This window comes from Mesorhizobium sp. WSM4887, from assembly GCF_029625865.1.
Lineage (GTDB): Bacteria > Pseudomonadota > Alphaproteobacteria > Rhizobiales > Rhizobiaceae > Mesorhizobium.
In genome coordinates, this window is the sequence record NZ_JARTVP010000007.1 from 187990 (window position 1) to 208254 (window position 20265).

The window sequence follows — 20265 nt, forward strand, 5'->3', positions numbered from 1 at the left end:
AAGTGGTGGAATGCGATGTGCCGGTGGGCGGCTTATCTCGGTGAAGCGGTCTTCCTCGAAGACATCGTCACCGCGCCCTGCCACTCGCTGATTGCCCAGAGCCACTGCGCCCAGGAGGCCAAGTCGCCGACCAATGGCGACGGTTTTGGCCTCGCCTGGTATGGCGACCGTCCCGAGCCCGGCCTTTACCGCGACATCCTGCCGGCCTGGTCGGACCCCAATCTGAAAAGCCTCTGCCGGCAGATCAAATCAGGCCTGTTCCTCGCTCATGTGCGCGCCTCCACCGGCGGCGCGACCAGCCGCATGAACTGCCATCCCTTCGTCTCCGGCCGCTGGTCGTTCATGCACAACGGCCAGATCGGCGGCTTCGAGAAGATCCGCCGCGCGCTTGAGAATTCGCTGTCGGATGCTGTCTTCGACCAGCGCGAAGGGACGACTGATTCCGAACTCTTCTTCCTGCTGATGCTCGACGAAGGGCTGTCCGCCGACCCGCAAGGCGCGGTAGCCCGCGCCACCAGCCGAGTTCTCGAGGCTTCGCGCCACGCCGGTCTCGAACCCTCCCTGAAGCTGACAGCGGCATTTTCCGATGGCGAGGCGCTCTACGCCGTGCGCTACGCCACCGACGGCCAGGCGCCAACGCTCTATACCGGCGCATTCGCGAGCCGCGCCGGCCGCTGCATCGTCTCCGAACCGTTCGACCGCGACGGCGGCGAATGGCAGGCGATCCCGCCGTCGAGCTTTGTCACCATGACAAGGGACGGCACAAACATCCGGCCGTTCGCGCCGACCGTTGCTAAGTTCGCGTTGGCCGTCTAGCTCCAAACGTAGCGAAGGTCGCGGGACAGCGCCGCCCTGACCACAGGTGGGCGCAATTTCGATCAAGCACCGCTGTCCTAACAATGCTGAATTCGGCTTGAAGCCGCGGTCTCATCCGCCATGTTCAAGGCGCAGCGCGGCAAGCAGCCGGAGTGCAGCACCATGGACATCGGATTTTCCTCGACTACCGAACTCGCGGCAGCAATTGCCCGCCGGAGAATCTCGGCCGTGGAGGCGCTCGACGCGCATCTGGCGCAGATCGACCGGCATAACGAAGCTCTGAACGCCGTCGTCCTCCTCGATCGGGAAGGCGCGCTTCAGCGTGCCCGAGAAGCCGATGCGGCACTGGCCCGCAGCGCCGCGCTCGGCCCGCTGCACGGCGTGCCGTTCACGCTGAAGGATGCGCACGAGACCGCTGGCATGAAGACGACGGTCGGCTTCCCGCCATTTGCCGACAACGTTCCCAAGCAGGACAGCCCTGTGGTTGCCAGGCTAAAGAGAGCCGGCGGCGTGCTGGTCGGCAAAACCAATGTCGCCACCATGCTGGGCGACTGGCAATCTGACAATCCGCTGTTCGGCCGCACCGGCAACCCTTGGGATCCGTCGCGCACAGCGGGCGGCTCCAGCGGCGGCGCTGCGGCTGCGGTCGCGACGGGCATGATGCCCTTCGAGGTCGGCACCGACATGCAGAATTCCATCCGCTTGCCCGCCGCCTTTTGCGGCGTCTACGGCCTGAAGCCGACCGAGCATCGCGTCTCGCTGGCCGGCGCTTTTCCCGATCCGGGCGGCATTCCGCGCAGCGTCCGCTTGATGTCCTGTGTCGGGCCGATTGCTCGCAATCTGGAGGACCTGGCGCTGATTTACCGGATCATTGCCGGTCCGGACGGCGGCGATACCGATCTGGCGCCGGTGCCGGTTGATCCCATACCGAGGCTCGAGCTGAAATCGCTGCGCATCGCCTTCGCCGGCACCTTCCGCGGCTTTCCGGTGGCCGCCGAGATCGGCGCCGCGGTCGAGAGATTGGCTGCTAGGCTGGCTTCCGCCGGCGCGCACGTCGAGGAAGCCAAACTGCCGAAGCTCGACCTGCATGATGATCTCACCGAGGGCGGCAAGTTGATCGGCATGATGCTGGAGGCAGCGCAACCGGAACCGCCGGAACAGCCTGCGCCGGTGTCGCGCTGGTTCGCGGCGCTCGCTCGCCGCGACCGGTCGATTCTTGCTTGGGAGCGGTTCTTCGAAAGCTGTGATGCCTTGCTTTGCCCGGTCGCCATGACAACGGCCTTTCCGCACTGCAAGCCAGGCAGCCCGCTGAAGGTCGACGGCAAGGACGAGAGCTATTGGATGCTGCCGGCCTATGGCGCGGTCTTCAATTATTCCGGCCATCCGGCGCTGGCGATACCAGGCGGGCAGGACAGCAACGGGTTGCCCATCGGCCTGCAACTGGTCGGCAAGCGCTGGTCGGAGGCGAGACTGCTCGGCGTCGCTGCGGCGATCGCGCCGCTGACCGACGGGTTTCGCCGGCCGCCGGGCTACTGAGCGAAGCGCGACAGCGCATAAGGCGCGAGCAATGGATCGCGCTCGCCATCGACGATTTCGCGGGCCGCAAACAGGCCGATGGCGGGTGCCAGCGTGATGCCGGAATGGGTGACGGCGACATAGACGCCACCTACGCCGTCGGCGCGGCTAACAATTGGGAAACCATCGATCGGAGTAGGACGATAGCCGACTGTGTGGAAATCGTACTCCAGCCCGTCGGCGCCGCGCAGCATCGCTTTCACCGCTTCGAAAAGCTCAAGCGCGGTTGCCTCCGGGTTCTCGCCCGGATCGCCGCCGCCAAAATCCGAGCCGGCGATGATCCGGCCCTCGGCCGTCTGCCGCATATGCAGCCTCTCAGCCAGCACCAGGCCGTTGAGGAGTTTCCTGTAGGGTCGCGAATGCACGATCAGACCGGGCGGCGTCTTGATCGGCAACTGGACGCCTGCCGTCGCGGCGATCGCCGGGGCGCCGGCGCCGGCGGCGATCACCACCTCGTCGGCGGCGATGGTTTCACCCGCAACGACGACGCCGGTGAGCCTGCCGCCGGATAGAGTCAGTCTATCGACAGTCCCGGTAATAAGCCGCGCGCCGCGCCGTTCGGCGTCCGCCAGCAGCGCCGTTGCGGTCGCCACCGGCTCGGCCACGCCTTCCTCGGCGACATGAAGCGCAAAATCGGGAAGCTCGGTCAGGTTGGGCTCGATCCGCGCCGCCTGCTCGCGGCCGACCCGCTCGATGCCGTAGCCCCAGGACGCATGCTCGGCCGCATAGGCTTTGAGCTTGTCCGCCGGCAGGTCCCAGCACAGGCCGCCGCACCAGGCAAGCGGCAGGCCCGGCAGATCATTCGCCAAGCGTTTCCACTCGTTCATCGCCCGGATGCGCAGCCGGAAATAGGTCTCCGGATTGCCCCAGCTTGCGTTGATCCAGGCGAAGGAATTGGGCGTCGCGACGCCGCCGGCGCCGCTTGTCGAGACGACCGTCACCCTCGCTCCAGCCTTCGCCAGATGCCAGGCGATCGATGCGCCGATGATGCCGGCGCCGATGACGATGACTTGTTTTGCGCTGCTCATGCCATGACCTTCAGAGGAGATTTCACCGTCATGCCATCGCGCCGGCCAGACCTCAAGCGAGAAGCGGCTACGCGCCGCCCATCGCTATCTGCTGCGCGCCGGCAAGCAGGCCCGTCATCTCTTCGCAGAGCCGCATGAGCCGTGAAGAGTCGACCTTCTTCGCTACCGCCAACGCTGTGCCGAGCTCCAGCTCCGCGCCGGCACGATCGCCGAGCTGGATGAGCAGCGCCGCGAGCGCAAGCCTGGCATCGGCGACATTGACCGGCGAGCCGACCTCGCTCCAGCGCGAGCATGCAGTCTGCAACTCCCGAACAGCCTCGGTGGGGCGGTCTTCCCGTATGAAAAGTTCAGCCTTGGCCTCGGCGGACAGCGCCCGGATGGAGGCCATCGGCCAGCGCTGCGGCTGGCTCTCCAGCTCGGTGATAACTTCTTTTGCGCGCTCGAGACGATTGGTGCGCGCCGCCACCTTGGCGAGAGTGGCAAGGACCATGCCTCGCCGCTGCAGCGTCGGCCAGCCGTTTCCGACCAACGACCGCTCGAGAGCGCTGAAGGCGGCCTCGGCCTGGCCTTGCTCCAGCTGCAGCAGCGCCAGGCCGGGCTGCGGATCCCAGCCGGCGGCATGGGACGCCCGATAGGCTGTTTCCGCCTCGGTGAGATCTCCGGCGGCCAGATGAATGTCACCCAAGACACGCAGCGCATCGCCCGTCGCCCAGGGGGCGTCGACGGCGAGCTGGTCGAGCGCGGCACGTACCAGCGCCTCAGCCTCCTTCAGCGTGCCGTGAACGCCGAGCACTTCGGCGCGATGCAGCCGGCAGGAGCCCGACAGATCCTCAAGCCCGTGTCCCCTGCACCAGTCCTCATAGCCGAGGGTCCATTGGTTGGCCCTCGCCCAGTCGCCAAAATTCCGGCAGGCCCAAAGTATGTTGCAGTAGAGAATGCCGCCGACGACCGGGTCCACGTCGCTGGAAAGACCGAGCGCGGCGGCAAAATCCTGATCCTCCTGGCCGGATTTGGTTTCACCGAGGCAGAGCTTGAAAAAGCCGCGATAGATCAGCCCGAGCGACTCCACGACCGGATCTGCGAGATCTCTGCCAACCGCGAAGGCCTGTTCGGCAAGCGCAAGGGCCTGCTCCGGCTCGGCTTCCGCGCCCATGATGCGCGCGCCCATCCAGCACCACAGGCCGTGCTCCCTGCTGTCGGTTGCGCCATCGATCAGCTGCGCCGCCCGCTTGTGCCAGCCCTTGGCGACGGCAAGTTCCCCTCTCTCCAGATGAACCCTGGCCAGGCCGATTGCCGGGGACGCCGCTCGCAAGCGCTCGCCGGCCACGCCGTAGGCAGTCACCGCGCGCGCCAGAAGCGGGATGGCTTCAGCCGGGCGCCCCATGCACTCCAGCGCAAGTGCCCATTCCTCGAGATCGGCCGTCAGCAGCTCGCCAGCGGCCTCCGCTTCGCTAAAGCAGGCCGCGGCCTCGTGCCATTTCCTGGCAGCAACAGCCGCGCGCGCCGACAGAATAGGCGAACCGGGGCTCCAAGGCTTGCCACCCGCGCTGGCCGGCCCGTTCGCCGAAATGGGCGGCTGGTCGAGGCAAATCCGGTAGCCGAAGCGGGGCAGGTTGCGCAGCGCCGTTTCCATGCCGCCCTGGCGAAGAACGCCGCGGGCGAGGCTTGCCACGCGCTGCAACGAAGCTTCCGTCACCGTCACGCCCGGCCATAGCGTTTCAAGCAATTCGTCTTTGCTCATGGCCCGGTCCCGGTGCCGCAGCAGGATGGCGAGGAAATCGAAGACCAGGGGCTGCACCTCGATCTCGCTTCCGGCGAGACGAAGGGACCGAGCGTCCTGATTAAGCTCGAAGTCGCCGAAGCAATAAGTTCCCATCGGCAGCAATCCTGTAACGGCACTAGGCAAAGGATCGGAAGAAGATAAGGACGGCGTAAGGACTGTCGGCCGCCTCTTGCGCAATTCTCCGTCTGCCCGGCGAGCCAAGCTGCAGTTTAGCTCAGCGGCCCCGGGGATGTCACCGGCACCGAATCTGGTCGAGCGTCCGGAGGCATTTGAACCCAAGATCAAGGAGATTGCGAAATGCAGAAATACATCATCGAACGTGAAATTCCCAAGGTCGGCACCTTCGAGCGCGAGCAGCTTCGCGACGCCTCCAAGGCCTCGAACGCCGTTCTCGCCGAGCTCGGCCCGGACATTCAGTGGGTCGAATCCTTCGTCGCGGATGACAAGACCTTTTGCGTCTACCTCGCCAAGGACGAGGCGATCATTCAGCGCCACGCCAAGATGAGTGGCTTCCCGGCCACCAAGATCACGCAGGTGAAGCGCCTGTTCGATCCGACGACGGCATACGCCGCCGCCTGACGGGGCGACCGATCGTGAAGTGCCTTGCAGGCGAGCTGCGAGCACGATCGATCCTGATCTTCTGTCGGCCAAACCTTCGGGAGGGCCAGTCTGGCCCTCCCGATTTCATCATTCAAACAGAGGAGGATAAACCATGACCATCCTTGGACAGGAGCTTGCGGCCAACCACTCCGCGCTCGGACGGTTCCTCGTTGCGATCTTCGAAATCTGCCGTTCCGGCGGAGGCGTGCTTGCGCGCATCCTGCGAAATCGCAGGGGTCGGGCCACGCTGGACGAATTGCCGGATTATCTGCTGCGCGACATCGGCATCGAGGGGGCGGAGATACGGTTAGCTATCCGGTTGGGCCGCCAGGACCGTCATCGCGAGCGAACCTGAACGGCCTAAGGTTCCTGTCAGGGGACATCGACTACGCTGTTCGGCCGTGCCGGTCTGCCCGAAACTGTCGACACGCCCAAAATGCGCTGCTAGAAGCCCGCGCCACAGACAGGATTCCAAAAATTGGCAGAAGACATCGAACAGGCGGTATCGCGCCGCCGCACTTTCGCGATCATCGCCCACCCCGATGCCGGCAAGACCACGCTCACCGAAAAGCTGCTTCTGTTCGGCGGCGCCATCCAGCTTGCCGGCGAGGTCAAGGCCAAGAAGGATCGCATCCAGACCCGGTCCGACTGGATGAAGATCGAGCGCGAGCGCGGCATCTCGGTCGTCACCTCGGTGATGACCTTCGAATATGACGACAACGTCTTCAACCTGCTCGACACGCCCGGCCATGAGGATTTCGCCGACGACACCTACCGCACGCTCTCTGCGGTGGATTCGGCCGTCATGGTCATCGACGCCGCCAAGGGCATCGAGCCCCGCACGCTGAAACTGTTCGAGGTCTGCCGGCTGCGCGACATCCCGATCATCACCTTTGTCAACAAGATGGACCGCGAGAGCCGCGATCCGTTCGAAATCCTCGACGAGATCGAGCAGAAGCTGGCGCTGGACACAGCACCGGTTACCTGGCCGATCGGCCGCGGCAAGACCTTTTCGGGCACCTATCACCTGGCGCAGAACGCGGTGCGCCGGAGCGATGACGAGAAGGAGCGCACGCCCGTAAACGGCCCGGATTCCAACCGCGTCGCCGGGCTTTTGCCGGAAAACGAGCGCAACGACTTCATCGAGGAACTGGAGCTCGCGCGGGAAGCGTGCAGACCGCTCGACATAGACGCCTTCCGCGAAGGCCATCTGACGCCGGTCTATTTCGGCTCGGCGCTGCGCAATTATGGAGTGCGCGACCTGATCGAGGCGCTCGGCGCCTACGGGCCGCCGCCGCGGGCCCAGGCAGCCGATGAACGCACGGTCGAGGCGACGGAGGGGAAGATGACCTCCTTCGTCTTCAAGATCCAGGCCAACATGGACCCCAACCATCGCGACCGCATTGCGTTCGTCCGCGTCTGCTCCGGCAAGCTGGAGCGCGGCATGAAGGCCAAGCTGGTGCGCACCGGCAAACCGATGAGCCTCTCGGCGCCGCAATTCTTCTTCGCCCGCACCCGCGTCACCGCCGACGAGGCTTTCGCCGGCGACGTCGTCGGCATTCCCAATCACGGCACGCTGCGCATCGGCGACACGCTGACCGAGGGCGAGGAGATCCTGTTCCGCGGCGTGCCGAACTTCGCGCCGGAAATCCTGCGCCGTGTCCGCCTCGGCGATGCGATGAAGGCCAAGAAGCTGAAGGAAGCGCTGCATCAGATGGCCGAGGAGGGCGTCGTGCAACTGTTCTCGCCTGAGGACGGCTCGCCGGCCATCGTCGGCGTTGTCGGCGCGCTGCAGCTCGATGTGCTGAAGGAGCGGCTTAACATCGAATACACGCTGCCGGTGGATTTCGAGATGTCGCGCTTCTCCGTCTGCCGCTGGATCTCGGCCGACGACAGGGCGGATGTCCAGCGCTTTATCGAGGCGCATCGCGGCGACATCGCCCGCGACCTCGACAACGATCCGGTCTTCCTCGCCCAGCACGCCTTCTCGCTCAACTACGAGGCCGAGCGCTGGAAAGCGATCCGCTTCGCCGCGGTCAAGGATTATCAAGTCCGCGACAAGGCGGCGTGATTGTGGTGAATAGTGAATAGTGATAGTCGGGCATCCTCACCATTCACCGTTCACTACTCACGCGTAATCACCCCTTCGCCGCTTCCTCGATCGTGGCGATGTCGATCTTGCCCATCTGCATCATCGCCGACATCACGCGCCCGGCCTTCGCTCTGTCGGGGTCCTGAAGCAGACGCGGCAACTGCTCCGGCACGACCTGCCAGGAAACGCCGAACTTGTCCTTCAGCCAGCTGCAGCGTCCCGGTTCGCCGCCGCCTTCGGTGAGTCTGGCCCAGAAGTAATCGACTTCTTCCTGCGTTTTGCAGTCGATCGACAGCGACATCGCCTCGGTGAACTTGTATTGCGGCCCCCCGTTGAGGGCTTGGAACTGCACCCCGTCGAGCTCGAACGAGGCGACCAGAACCTGGCCTTCCTGGGGATGGCCCTTGGGCCAGCGCGTGACGCTAAGCACCTTCGAATTCTTGAAGATGGCGACGTAGTGGTTCATGGCCTCCTCGGCCTGGCCGTCGAACCAAAGGAAGGTGGTGATCTTCTGCATGTCTTGCTCCTCCGACTTGTTCAGGTTGGCTCATCATCAACGGCGCGCCGGCGATTTGGCGCGGCTTTCGTACCGTCTGCCTCAAGGACGGCTCGGCGCGGCGCGATCCGACAGCGTTTTTCAAATTTCCTGAAGAATCGTGGCGCAGCGCAAAATTGTGGCAAGCCCGGACCTTGGCCGCTATAACCGCTGCCGACTGAAATACAGCGCCGCCGCGCCACGTTTTAGCGCGGCCAGCCAGCAAGGAATACCGATGCCCGCCCACCGTTCCCGCACCACCACCCATGGCCGCAACATGGCCGGCGCCCGTGGCCTGTGGCGTGCCACCGGCATGAAGGACAGTGATTTCGGCAAGCCGATCATTGCGGTGGTCAATTCCTTCACCCAGTTCGTCCCGGGCCATGTGCACCTGAAGGATCTCGGCCAGCTCGTCGCGCGCGAGATCGAGAAGGCCGGCGGCGTCGCCAAGGAGTTCAACACCATCGCCGTCGACGACGGCATCGCCATGGGTCACGACGGCATGCTCTATTCGTTGCCGTCGCGCGAGCTGATCGCCGACTCCGTCGAATACATGGTCAATGCGCACTGCGCCGACGCCATGGTCTGCATCTCCAACTGCGACAAGATCACGCCCGGCATGCTGATGGCCTCGCTACGCCTCAACATCCCGACCGTTTTCGTCTCCGGCGGCCCGATGGAAGCCGGCAAGGTGGTGCTGGGCGGCAAGGCGCAGGCGCTCGACCTCGTCGACGCCATGGTGGCCGCGGCCGACGACCGAATTTCAGATGAGGACGTCAAGGTGATCGAGCGCTCGGCCTGCCCGACCTGCGGCTCCTGCTCGGGCATGTTCACGGCGAACTCGATGAACTGCCTGACCGAAGCGTTGGGTCTCTCGCTGCCCGGCAACGGCTCGACTTTGGCCACCCATGCCGATCGCAAGCGGCTGTTCGTCGAGGCAGGCCATCTGATCGTCGATCTTGCGCAGCGCTATTACGAGCAGGAGGACGACAGTGCGCTGCCGCGCAGCATCGCCTCCAAGGGAGCCTTCGAGAATGCCATGGCCCTCGACATCGCCATGGGCGGCTCGACCAACACGGTGCTGCACATCCTGGCTGCCGCGCATGAGGGCGAGGTCGACTTCACCATGGAGGATATCGACCGGCTGTCGCGCCAAGTGCCGGTGCTTTGCAAGGTGGCGCCGGCCAAGTCCGACGTGCACATGGAGGATGTTCACCGCGCCGGCGGCATCATGGCGATCCTCGGCCAGCTCGACCAGGCCGGGCTGATCAACCGCGATCTGCCGACAGTCCACACCGCAACGCTGGGCGAAGCGCTCGACCATTGGGACATCGCCCGCACTTCCGCAGAGAATGTGCGCGAGTTCTTCCGCGCCGCGCCCGGCGGCGTGCCGACGCAGGTCGCCTTCAGCCAGGATCGCCGCTGGGAGGATCTCGACACGAACCGCGAGACGGGCGTCATTCGCTCGGCCAAGACGCCGTTCTCGAAGGATGGCGGCCTCGCCGTGTTGAAGGGCAATCTGGCGCTCGACGGCTGCATCGTGAAGACGGCCGGCGTCGACGAGTCGATCCTGAAATTCACCGGTCCGGCCCGCGTCTTCGAAAGCCAGGACGCTTCCGTCAAGGCGATCCTCGGCAACGAGATCAAGGCGGGCGACATCGTCGTCATCCGCTATGAGGGGCCGCGCGGCGGCCCCGGCATGCAGGAGATGCTCTACCCGACCAGCTATCTTAAGTCGAAGGGCCTCGGCAAGGCCTGCGCGCTGATCACCGACGGCCGCTTCTCCGGCGGCACGTCGGGTCTGTCGATCGGCCACGTCTCGCCGGAAGCCGCCGAGGGCGGGCTGATCGGCCTGGTTCAGGAAGGCGACACGATCGAGATCGACATCCCGAACCGCAAGATCCATCTCGCCGTCAGCGAAGCCGAGCTCGACGCCCGCCGCAAGGCTATGGCGGCCAAGGGCGCGGATGCCTGGAAGCCTGAGGAAAAGCGCAAGCGCAAGGTGACGACGGCGCTGCGCGCCTACGCCGCCTTCGCCACCAGCGCCGACAAAGGTGCTGTCAGGAAAGTGCCGGAATAAGTCGGGCAGCGCCCCCCTACCTCCCCCTTGTGGGCCCCTCTGTGGGGAGGTCGGACCGAAGGTCCGGGTCGGTCGGCGCCGCACCTCCACCCCGCTGCTGCGCAGCGACCCTCCCCATAACGGGGAGGGTAAGCGCCGGCGTCACGGCATCAGCTGATATTCATAAAGCTTCTGATAGAGTCCGCCCTGTTTGAGCAGGGACTTGTGCGGGCCGCTTTCCAGCACCTTGCCGTTTTCCAGCACCACGATCGTGTCGGCCTGATGCACCGTTGACAGCCGATGCGCGATGACGATGGTCGTGCGTCCGACCGTGAGTTGCTGCAGCGCGTCGCGGAACAGCGCTTCCGACTCGGCGTCCAGCGCGCTGGTCGCCTCGTCGAGCAGCAGGATCTCGGCATTGCGCAGCATGGCGCGCGCGATCGAGATGCGCTGGCGCTGGCCGCCGGACAGCAACGAGCCGTTCTCGCCCACCTCCGTCTCGTAGCCCTTGACCATGGCGCTGATGAAGTGATGCGCGTTGGCGGCCTTGGCCGCGGCGATCACCTCCTCGTCGGTCGCGTCCTGACGCCCGAGACGTATATTGTGCATGATGGTGCCGGCGAACAGGAACGTGTCCTGGCTGACATAGGCAATCTTCTGCCTGAGTGAATCGAGCGTGGCGAAGGAGATGTCCTGGCCGTCGAACATGACCTTGCCGCTTTGCGGGTCGTACATGCGCATGATCAGGTTGAGGATCGTTGACTTGCCGCCGCCGGAAGGTCCGACCAGCGCCGTCATCTTGCCGGCCGCCAGGGTCAGGTTGAGCTGTTCGAAAACCGGCGGGCTCTCGGGATAGGCGAAGCTGACATTGTCGAAGCGGATTTCGCCCGGGCCCGGCTGCAGCGGCTTGGCGCCGGGCTTTTCGGCCAGCGTCAGCGGCCGGTCGGCAAGCTGGAACATCATGCGCACGCCGACAATGCCGGTCTCCAGCGAGATGCGGACGCGCGCCAGCCGCTTGGCCGGCTCATAAGCGAGCAGCAGCGCCCCGATAAAGGCCATGATGTTGCCCGGCATCTGGCCGCCCTGCAGCACCAGGAAGCCGCTGATGAAGACTGCGCCGGCAATCGCCAGACCGGCAAGCGTTTCCATCACCGGGCTGGTGGCCGCCTCGAGCGTCGCGATGTTGTTGGCGCGGTTCTGGACGTCCGACACTGCCTTGTACATGCGCTTGCGCATCGCGCCTTCAAGATTGAAGGATTTGACGACGCGCACGCCGATTGCCGTTTCCTGCATCACATGCACGATCTGGCCGAGCGAGCGGAATTCCATCTTGGCGATCTGACGCACGCGCTTGAGAATGCTGTTGACGCCGTAGATCGCCACCGGTCCGACGACGAAGCAGATCAGCGACAGCGCCGGCTGCTCCCAGACCATCACCGCTACGAGCACGATCAACGTGACCAGATCGCGCACATAGGACGTGACGACGAGGTCGAGCACGCTGCGCGCGGCTTGGGCGTTGTTGGTCATGCGGGTGATCAGGTCGGACGACGAGGTCGAATGGTAGAATTCGATGCCTTGCGCCAGGATCCGGTCATAGATCTTGCGCTGTCTATCGGCGATGATGGCATTGCCGACACGGCTCATGAAATAGGCCTGAACGAACGTCGCCAGGCCCTTGAGGACGAAGATAGCGGCGACCGCGGCCGCGATCAGGTTGACGCGATCCGCTCTCTTGTAGACCACGAATTCGTTGGTGATCTCCTTCAGGATCCATGCGCTTGCCCCCGTCATGGCGGCCACCACCAGCATCGACACAATGGCCGCGCCATAGCCGAATTTATGCTCCCGGAAAGATTCTCGTACCAGCCTTGCGACAAGGCGCTGGTTCTCCGTCGAGCGGAAGAAGCGAAACAAACGGCCGATCCTGTGTCTGGCTTAGCAAATTTCGGATTCGCCACGGGGGCGAGAGGCGGCTTATAGAGCGAGTTGGCGCCGGAGGAAACGCCGGCAGGGAAGAAACGGCTGCGGCGGCCCGCCTGTCCGATCACGATAACGCTGATTCTACCAAAGGGATGACGACATGGATTTCGACCTCATCGTGCGCGGCGGCACGCTGCCGGACGGCAGGATCGCCGATATCGGCATCGCTGGCGAAACCATCGCCGCGATCGAGCCTCAGTTGCAAGGCGCAGCTCGGAGCGAGGTCGATGCGCGCGGCAATCTCGTCTCGCCGCCCTTCGTCGATCCGCATTTCCATATGGACGCCACGCTCTCCTATGGCATTCCGCGCATCAACGCTTCGGGCACGCTGCTCGAAGGCATTGCGCTCTGGGGCGAGTTGAAGCCGCTCTTGACGCATGAGGCCGTGCGCGACCGCGCGCTCGCCTATTGCGATTGGGCGGTGTCGATGGGCCTGCTTGCCATCCGCACCCATGTCGATGTCTGCGACGACCGGCTGCTTGCCGTGGAAGCTCTGCTGGACGTGAAGAAAACGGTCGCGCCCTATCTCGACCTGCAGCTTGTCGCCTTTCCGCAGGACGGGTTTTATCGCTCGCCGACGGCCCGCGAAAACACAATCCGGGCGCTGGATATGGGCGTCGACATCGTCGGCGGCATCCCGCATTTCGAGCGCAGCATGGCCGATGGCACGCGCTCGGTGACGGAGCTCTGCGAGATCGCGGCGAAGCGCGGCCTGATGGTCGACATGCATTGCGACGAGACAGACGACCCGCTTTCGCGCCACATCGAGCAGCTTGCCTATGAAACGGAGCGCCTCGGCCTGCAGGGCAGGGTGGCCGGTTCCCACCTTACCTCGATGCATTCCATGGACAATTACTACGTGTCGAAGCTGTTGCCGCTGATCGCCGAGGCCGGCGTCTCGGCGATCCCCAATCCGCTGATCAACATCATGCTGCAGGGGCGCCACGATACTTTCCCCAAGCGGCGTGGCCTCACCCGGGTGAAGGAGATGCTGGCGCTCGGCATCCGCGTCGGCTGGGGCCAGGACTGCGTGCTCGACCCGTGGTATTCGCTGGGCACGGCGGACATGCTCGACGTGGCCTTCATGGGCCTGCATGTCGCGCAGATGTCGAGCCCGGCCGACATGGCGCGCTGCTTCGACATGGTCACCAACGTCAACGCCGCCATCATGGGGCTTGATCATCTGGGTCTGACCGTCGGCAAGCGGGCGAGCCTTGTCGTGCTCGACGCCGGCAATCCGATCGAGGCCGTCCGCCTGCGCCCTGAGCGCCTCTGTGTCATCGCCAGGGGCAAGGTGGTGGCCGAACGGACCAGGCAGGAGACGCGGCTGTCGATCGCCGGTCGGCCGGAGAACGTCAACCGCAGGCACAAATCCGCGTAGCGCCAGCCGATTTCCGCCGCTGGTCTTACGGATCGTCCGAATTTCCCTCCTCAAAGCGACAGATTGCGAGTAGGGAGCCGGGCATGGCCCAGTTCCTCGCCCGCAATCTCACGATCAAGAATGTCCTGCTCGCCGGCATTCTCTTGATGCTGGCCGGCGACTTCATGTTCGCGCTGAACGACGCGATGGGCAAATGGCTGGTCGCTTCCTTCTCGGTCGGTCAGGTGGTGTTGGTTCGCTCCATCGGCGCCTTCTTGGTGCTTGGGCCGATGATCGCCAACCAGGGCGCAGGCAAGCTTTTTCAGGTGGAAAGGCCGGTGCTGCAGGTCCTGCGCGTCGCGGCGACCACGCTCGATACCGGGCTGTTCTATGCCGCGGTCGTCTATCTGCCGCTCGCCGACGTGATGAGCTTCTACATGGCCGGACCGATCTATGTCGCCGCGCTCTCGCATCTCCTGCTCGGCGAGAAGGTCGGCTGGCGGCGCTGGCTGGCGATCCTGGTCGGCTTCTGCGGTGTGCTGATCATCCTGAAGCCATCGTCGGCCGCGTTTTCGCTGTCATCGGCCTATGCGCTGATCGGCAGCATTGCCTTCGGCTTCGCCATCATTCTCGGCCGGCGTTTGCGCGGAACGCGTGACACGACGCTGGTCACCTGGCAGACCATCGGCACGTTGATTGTCGGCGGCGTTCTGACCATCGGCGCCTGGCGTACGCCGTCGGCGCTCGATTTCGGCGCCATGCTTTTGCTCGGCATCGTCTCCTGCGCCGCCCATCTGATGATCACCCGCGCGCTGAAGCTGGCGCCGGCGTCAACGCTGGCGCCGCTGCATTACAGCCTGCTGCTGTGGGCCATTGTCTTCGGCCTGGTCTTCTTCGGCGATGTGCCGAGCCCGCGGATACTCGCCGGCTCGGCCATCGTTGTGCTCGCCGGCATCTTCATCTTCCATCGCCAGAAGGTGGTGGAAACCGTCGTGCCGCCCGAGAACGTGCCGAAAGGCGTCAACTAGGATCCAGGCCTGCGCTCACCCCTCTCGCACAGCAGCGAGGTGGCGTGAAAACTCGGGCGTCTCCATCAGCGCCTTGCAGCGGGCGAAGCGTCCGTCCGCATAGGCGCGGAAATCGTCGACCGGGTTGTTGTTGGCGAGCTGGATCAGCCCCCACAGCGTCCAGAGCAGGTCGCACATGGCCTTGTAAATGACGACGCGGCCGCGCTCGGCCGGCCTTGCTTCGCCGCCGAAATAGGCGCGCATCAGCTCTTCGTCCTGGCCGGCGTCGAACTTGCCTTCGACCGAGAGGTCGCCGAGATCCCACAACGGATCGTTCATGCCGGAGTACTCCCAGTCGACGATCCACATCCGCTCCCCGGTATCGAGAAAGTTTTCGCAGAGCGGATCGCAGTGGCAGGCAGCAAGCTGGATCGGGTGCGCGACCAATGCTTCGCGCACGCTGCCCGCCTCGCGCACCACGTCGTGATAGCCGGGCGGCAGGGTCACATCCTTGGTCGACAGTACGTTCAGATAGTCGTCGATCATCGCAAACAGCTCGAAGCGGAAGGGGAAGACCGCGCCGGACGCATGCAGCTTTCGGAAGGCTGCGCCCGCGCGCGCCGGACTTCCCTGCCTGGCCTTGAACTTTTCCGGCGACATGGTCTCGGCGTCGGCGACGAAGCGCGTTGCCATCAAGCCGGATGCGGGGTCGGCAAAAAGCACCTCCGGGCTGACGCCGGCCTTGGCCGCCTCGCGCGCCGCCACCGCCTCGTTGGCGCGGTTGATATATTCCTCCGTGCCCTTGCCGGGAATGCGCAGGCAGACCTCGCCGGCCTTGTAGACACGGTTGGTAAGGCCGCCCAGCCGCTCCAGCGGCCCCTCGTATCCGGCAAGCGCCGGAATGGCGGCCAGCGCCGCGCGCGCCTCTTCCATCGTCACCCCCTTAACCATCACGCCATGTTTATGGCGGAACGGTTCCACAGTTTTTGCCGCTTGGCTACCATGGCCGACACGAATCGGCGGCGGGAGCGGCAATGGCGGACGGCAAGCACAACAGCGCGCTAAGCGCGGCCTATGCCGCAACACGGCCGGACGAGGTGGCCGCAATCTACGATAGCTGGGCCGAAACTTACGACGCCGATATGTCGGCGGCCGGCTATCGCCATCCGACCATCTGCCTGGCCCTGCTGGCCCGCCATCTGCCGCGCGGCGCGGAACCTGTGCTCGACGCAGGCGCCGGCACCGGGCTGATCGGCGAATGGCTCGCAATCACCGGCTATCCTCGTGTCGAGGCGCTCGACATCTCGCAAGGCATGCTGGACAAGGCCGGCGCCAAGGGCGTCTACACGGCGCTGCATCGTCTGGCGCTGGGCGGCGCCCTGCCTTTCTCGGACGGCGCCTATGCCGGCATCGTTTCGGCCGGCGTCTTCACCTCCGGCCATGTCGGCGTCGAGGGGCTGGACGAGCTGATCCGCATCTGCCGTCCAGGCGGCATCATCGTGCTGACGATCAAGAACACGCTCTGGCAGGCCGGCTTTGCCGAGCGGATCGCCGTGCTCGAAGCGGAGGACGTCATAACCCGGCTTGAAGAGACACGGCCTTACGCGTCGATGCCCGGCGAGGGCGATGCGGTGCCAAGCAGGGGCCTCGTGCTGCGCGTCGGCTGACCGCTTTCCTCGCTTACGCCTTTATCTTCTCTCCGGCCGGATCGTACATCGGCTCGAGATGGATCTTTGCCGGCGTGCGCTCCATCGCCACCACCAGTTCATAGGCGCCGGAGGCGAGGAAGTCGTCGCTGACGCCATCGGCGTTGCGCACATAGCCATAGCCGATGTTCTTCTCCACCGTATAGCCATAGCCGCCGCTGGTGAGATAGCCGACCGGTTGGCCGTTGCGCAGGATCGTCTCGCGTCCGGCCAGGACGACGTCCGGATCGTCGACCGTGAAGCCGGCAAAGCGTTTTGTCAGCGGCTGGCCGGCCGCTTTCTCCAGCGCCCGCCGCCCGATGAAGTCGTTGTTCTTCCTGAGCTTCACAGCCCAGCCGAGGCCCGCTTCCTGCGGCGTGTCATTCGGCGTGATGTCCGCCCCCCAGGCGCGATAGCGCTTTTCCAGCCGCAGCGATTCCAGCGCCCGGTAGCCGACCGGGCGGATGCGATGCTGTTTCCCGGCTGCCATGAGGGCATCAAAAATCTCGCCCGTCGCGGCAATCGGCACATGCAACTCCCAGCCGAGCTCGCCGACATAGGTCACCCGCAGCGCCCGCACGGTGTGGCTGGCGATGTCGATCTCGCGCGCGTGGCCGAAGGGGAAGGCGGCGTTAGAGACATCCGCACCCGTTACCGCCGACAGCACGTCGCGGGCGCGCGGCCCCATCAGCGACAGCGTGCCGAAATCCTCGGTGACGTCTTTCAGCGCCGCGTCGAGTCCCTGGCCGAGATGGTCGCCGATCCACGAAAAATCATGCGTGCGGAAACCGGTGCCGGTGACGATGTAGAACCTGTCCTCGCCGAGCCGTGCCACCGTGAGGTCTGCTTCGATGCCGCCGCGCGTGTTGAGAAGCTGCGTATAGGTCAGCCGGTCGACCGGCTTGTTGATGTCGTTGGCGCAGATCCAGTCGAGCGCCCTCAGCGCATCGGCCCCGGTCATCTCATATTTGGCAAAGGAGGATTGGTCGAAGATGCCGACTTTCTCGCGCACATGCCGATGTTCCTCGCCGACCGCCTCGAACCAGTTCTGCCGGCCCATTGAATAGACGTCTTCCGGCTCTACGCCGTCGGGCGCGAACCAGTTCGGCCGCTCCCAGCCGAGCTTGGAGCCGAACACGGCACGGTGGGTTTTCAACCGCTCGTAAAGCGGCGAAACGATGCGCGGCCGGCCGGACAGATACTCTTCGTGCGGAAAACCGATCGTGTAGTGCTTGCCATAGGCTTCCAGCGTGCGGTCGCGGACCCAGCCGCGGTCGCGGTGCAGACCGGAGAACCGCCTTATGTCGACCACCCAAAGGTCGAGCGGCGCCTCGCCGTCGACCACCCATTGCGCCAGCACCCAGCCGGCGCCGCCGCCGGACGCGATGCCGAAGGCGTTGAAACCGGCGCCGACGAACATGTTGGCGCATTCGGGCGCGACACCAAGGATGAAATTGCCGTCCGGCGTGAAGCTTTCCGATCCGTTGATCATTTGCTTCACGCCGACATTGGCCAGCGCCGGCACCCGCTCGATCGCCTGGGCCATATGCTGCTCGAAGTGGTCGTAATCGTCATCGAACAGGCGGAACGCCCAGTCGTTGGGCACGTCGCCCCCGGGGAGCTCAGTCGTCCAGGCCTGCGGGTTCGGCTCATAGCCGCCCATTACCAGCCCGCCGACCTCTTCCTTGAAATAGGTGCGGCGGTCGGGGTCGCGGATTGTCGGCGCGTCGTTGGCCAGCCCCTCGAGCTTCTCGGTGATGATGTACTGGTGCTTGACCGGCTGCAGCGGCACGTTGATGCCGGCGATCGCACCGACCTGCCTCGCCCATTGCCCGGCGCAGTTCACCACTCTGTCGCAGGCAATATCGCCCTTTTCGGTCTTCACCGCGGTGATGCGTCCGTCCGTCATCTCGAATCCGGTGACGCGCGCGTCACCGAACAGTTTGGCGCCATGCACGCGCGCGCCCTTGGCGAGCGATTGGGTGATGTCGGAGGGGTTGGCCTGGCCGTCGGTCGGCAGCCAGGAGGCGCCGACGAGGTCGCCGGTTTCCATCAGCGGCCACATGCGCTTCACCTCGGCGGGCGACAGCAGCTGCATGTCCATGCCGAAGCTTTTTGCCGTCGTCGCCAATCGCTTGAACTCGGTCCAGCGGTCGGCGTTGGTGGCGAGCCTGAGGCACCCGGTCATTTTCCAGCCGGTCGCCAGTCCCGTCTCGGCCTCGAGCCCCTTATAGAGCTCGACGGAATATTTGAGCACGCGGGTGATCGAGGCCGATGAGCGCAGCTGCCCGACCAGTCCGGCCGCGTGCCAGGTCGATCCCGAGGTCAGCTTGCCTTGCTCCAGCAGCACCACGTCGGCCTTGTGGTCGCGCGCCAAATGATAGGCGGTCGAGCAGCCGATGATGCCGCCGCCGATGACCACGATGTCGGCATGGCTGGGCAAAGTCATGATCTTGTTCCGTATCTCGTCCGGTAGTTTTCCAGTGCAGCGTCGAGCCGCACCAGGTTCTCTTCGGTATAGGCGACGTAATCGATGCCGGGCGCGTCGAGATAAATCTCGGAGACCATGCTCCACATTGCCTCGCGCAGCAGCGAGGCGCATTGCATGGCCGCGTGCGAGCGGCGGATCTCGCTGTCCGGCTCCTTCATGAAATAGGCGGTCAGGAAGGCGAAGGATTCCTCGTCGCTCATGCCCGCATTCGAGGCGGCGCCGGCCAGATCGAACATGGCCGTGTTGAAGCCGGCATATTCGAAATCGATCAGCCACAGCCGCTTGCCGTCGTCGAGGATGTTGGCCGGCAAAAGATCATTGTGGCCGAAGACGATCGGCAAAAGCTTCTGCGCCCGTTCGAGCTCGTCGGCTAAAGCGAGATAGCGCGGCAGCTCGTCCTTCTTGCGGCTGCCACCTTCCTCGAGCGTGCGCGCATAGTCACGGATGACATGAAAGACCCAGAACATGAAACCGGCGCCGGAGACGTGGTTCGGCATCTCGCGGTGAAAGCGCCGCAGCAGCGCCGCCACGCGGCCGAGATCGGCGCGCACATCCTCGGCAAGGAAGGTCCTGGCGCCGAGAAACTGGGTCACCAGAATTCCGGGCTCGGCGTAGTGCACGGCCGGCGCGAAGCCGGCCGCATGCGCCGCGCGCGCCGTCATCACCTCGCGCTCGCGAAAGACATGGTGGAACGGGAAGTCCTGGCCGAAGCGCACCACGTGCCGGCCGGCGGCGTCGGTAACGACATAGTTGGCGTTGCTGAGGCCGCCCGGCAGCGGCTCGATCTCGATGCCGCCGCTCCAGCAGGGCAGAGCGCGGATGCGGTCTTCGGTGGTTACGGCGGCGCTCACGGGTTCGGTCCTGCTTCGGCCGGCTTTCGACAAAGCGCCGGTCTCTCACAAAGCGATGAGAGAAAAAAGAAAGGCCTCGTCGGTGCGGGATGCCGGGACTGATATCCCTCACCACACCGACGAGCCCCTTGGCCAGGCTTAGGATCCCGGCATCCGCCCCCGCGGATTCGAAAAAAGCTCGCGTCAGGCACGTTCCAGAAAATCTGGTCAGTCGATTGCGGCTCTGCCATCACCCTCCTGTGGCAGTTCCGAGCCTGTCACGACAACAATCTCACGCCAGCGTGATGTTGCTGTCAATAAAAAGCTGTGACCTTTTTTGGGTGTTTTGCCCGAAAATATGAGCAATTCCTTTAAAAGCGTTAGGAATGCCGTAGAATCGGTCAAAATCCCGGACATCCAC

The 20265-nt window shown here is 64.7% G+C and carries 17 protein-coding genes; 9 read left to right on the top strand and 8 right to left on the bottom strand.

Annotated features, from left to right (window positions below):
• Positions 1 to 15 precede the first annotated feature (15 nt).
• Both P9230_RS23455 and P9230_RS23460 read left to right on the top strand, forming a co-directional pair.
• On the top strand, positions 16 to 816 hold the full coding sequence (locus P9230_RS23455; protein ID WP_067324334.1) for a class II glutamine amidotransferase: 801 nt from the start codon (positions 16 to 18) through the stop codon (positions 814 to 816).
• 162 nt (positions 817 to 978) lie between these two features.
• Positions 979 to 2352: an amidase gene (locus tag P9230_RS23460; RefSeq protein WP_127215006.1), complete on the top strand. Its 1374-nt coding sequence runs from the start codon at positions 979 to 981 to the stop codon at positions 2350 to 2352.
• Here the strand turns inward: P9230_RS23460 and P9230_RS23465 are convergent.
• Positions 2346 to 3419, bottom strand: a complete 1074-nt coding sequence (locus tag P9230_RS23465; protein ID WP_278120875.1) for an FAD-binding oxidoreductase — start codon at positions 3417 to 3419, stop codon at positions 2346 to 2348. The two genes, P9230_RS23460 and P9230_RS23465, sit on opposite strands and share 7 nt — an antisense overlap.
• Positions 3420 to 3486: 67 nt before the next feature.
• Positions 3487 to 5295 (bottom strand): winged helix-turn-helix domain-containing protein, encoded by a 1809-nt coding sequence (locus P9230_RS23470; protein ID WP_127240066.1) that lies wholly within the window; start codon positions 5293 to 5295, stop codon positions 3487 to 3489.
• Between the two features lie 204 nt (positions 5296 to 5499).
• Here P9230_RS23470 and P9230_RS23475 point away from each other — a divergent pair, with 204 nt between their 5' ends.
• The 3 genes from P9230_RS23475 to P9230_RS23485 all read left to right on the top strand — a co-directional run bounded on the left by P9230_RS23475 (position 5500) and on the right by P9230_RS23485 (position 7873).
• Entirely contained in the window at positions 5500 to 5781 is a 282-nt protein-coding gene (locus P9230_RS23475) for a DUF4242 domain-containing protein (protein WP_067003570.1), read from the top strand.
• Between the two features lie 133 nt (positions 5782 to 5914).
• Complete coding sequence (locus tag P9230_RS23480) at positions 5915 to 6157, top strand: DUF1127 domain-containing protein (protein WP_278120876.1); 243 nt, start codon at positions 5915 to 5917, stop codon at positions 6155 to 6157.
• A gap of 123 nt (positions 6158 to 6280) precedes the next feature.
• Positions 6281 to 7873 carry a peptide chain release factor 3 gene (locus P9230_RS23485; protein ID WP_095780207.1) on the top strand — a complete coding sequence of 531 codons (1593 nt, stop codon included), beginning with the start codon at positions 6281 to 6283 and terminating at the stop codon, positions 7871 to 7873.
• A gap of 67 nt (positions 7874 to 7940) precedes the next feature.
• Here the strand turns inward: P9230_RS23485 and P9230_RS23490 are convergent, their stop codons facing one another.
• Complete coding sequence (locus P9230_RS23490) at positions 7941 to 8411, bottom strand: VOC family protein (protein ID WP_067324344.1); 471 nt, start codon at positions 8409 to 8411, stop codon at positions 7941 to 7943.
• Between the two features lie 253 nt (positions 8412 to 8664).
• Here P9230_RS23490 and ilvD point away from each other — a divergent pair, with 253 nt between their 5' ends.
• Positions 8665 to 10509 carry a dihydroxy-acid dehydratase gene (ilvD, locus tag P9230_RS23495; RefSeq protein WP_278120877.1) on the top strand — a complete coding sequence of 615 codons (1845 nt, stop codon included), beginning with the start codon at positions 8665 to 8667 and terminating at the stop codon, positions 10507 to 10509.
• A gap of 141 nt (positions 10510 to 10650) precedes the next feature.
• On the opposite strand, the gene P9230_RS23500 is transcribed toward ilvD, so the two are convergent.
• Positions 10651 to 12405, bottom strand: coding sequence for an ABC transporter ATP-binding protein (locus P9230_RS23500; RefSeq protein ID WP_127240065.1), 1755 nt, complete (start codon positions 12403 to 12405; stop codon positions 10651 to 10653).
• A gap of 166 nt (positions 12406 to 12571) precedes the next feature.
• Here P9230_RS23500 and P9230_RS23505 point away from each other — a divergent pair, with 166 nt between their 5' ends.
• Both P9230_RS23505 and P9230_RS23510 read left to right on the top strand, forming a co-directional pair.
• Positions 12572 to 13852, top strand: a complete 1281-nt coding sequence (locus P9230_RS23505) for an amidohydrolase family protein (protein WP_278120878.1) — start codon at positions 12572 to 12574, stop codon at positions 13850 to 13852.
• 83 nt (positions 13853 to 13935) lie between these two features.
• A complete protein-coding gene (locus tag P9230_RS23510; RefSeq protein WP_278120879.1) occupies positions 13936 to 14859 on the top strand; it encodes a DMT family transporter in 924 nt (307 codons plus the stop codon).
• 15 nt (positions 14860 to 14874) lie between these two features.
• Here P9230_RS23510 and P9230_RS23515 read toward each other — a convergent pair whose 3' ends face one another.
• The gene (locus tag P9230_RS23515; RefSeq protein ID WP_278120888.1) at positions 14875 to 15777 is read right to left on the bottom strand and encodes a phosphotransferase family protein; all 903 of its coding nucleotides are present in this window, start codon (positions 15775 to 15777) and stop codon (positions 14875 to 14877) included.
• 95 nt (positions 15778 to 15872) lie between these two features.
• On the opposite strand from P9230_RS23515, the gene P9230_RS23520 reads away from it, so the two are divergent.
• Entirely contained in the window at positions 15873 to 16505 is a 633-nt protein-coding gene (locus tag P9230_RS23520; RefSeq protein ID WP_095824290.1) for a class I SAM-dependent methyltransferase, read from the top strand.
• A 13-nt stretch (positions 16506 to 16518) separates the two neighbouring features.
• Here the strand turns inward: P9230_RS23520 and P9230_RS23525 are convergent, their stop codons facing one another.
• The 3 genes from P9230_RS23525 to P9230_RS23535 all read right to left on the bottom strand — a co-directional run bounded on the left by P9230_RS23525 (position 16519) and on the right by P9230_RS23535 (position 20261).
• Positions 16519 to 18972 carry an FAD-dependent oxidoreductase gene (locus P9230_RS23525; protein WP_278120880.1) on the bottom strand — a complete coding sequence of 818 codons (2454 nt, stop codon included), beginning with the start codon at positions 18970 to 18972 and terminating at the stop codon, positions 16519 to 16521.
• Entirely contained in the window at positions 18969 to 19865 is an 897-nt protein-coding gene (locus tag P9230_RS23530) for a phosphotransferase family protein (RefSeq protein WP_095824288.1), read from the bottom strand. Before P9230_RS23530 ends, P9230_RS23525 begins: the two co-directional genes overlap by 4 nt.
• Before the next feature lie 207 nt (positions 19866 to 20072).
• Positions 20073 to 20261: a hypothetical protein gene (locus tag P9230_RS23535; RefSeq protein WP_127214944.1), complete on the bottom strand. Its 189-nt coding sequence runs from the start codon at positions 20259 to 20261 to the stop codon at positions 20073 to 20075.
• Positions 20262 to 20265: the final 4 nt, after the last annotated feature.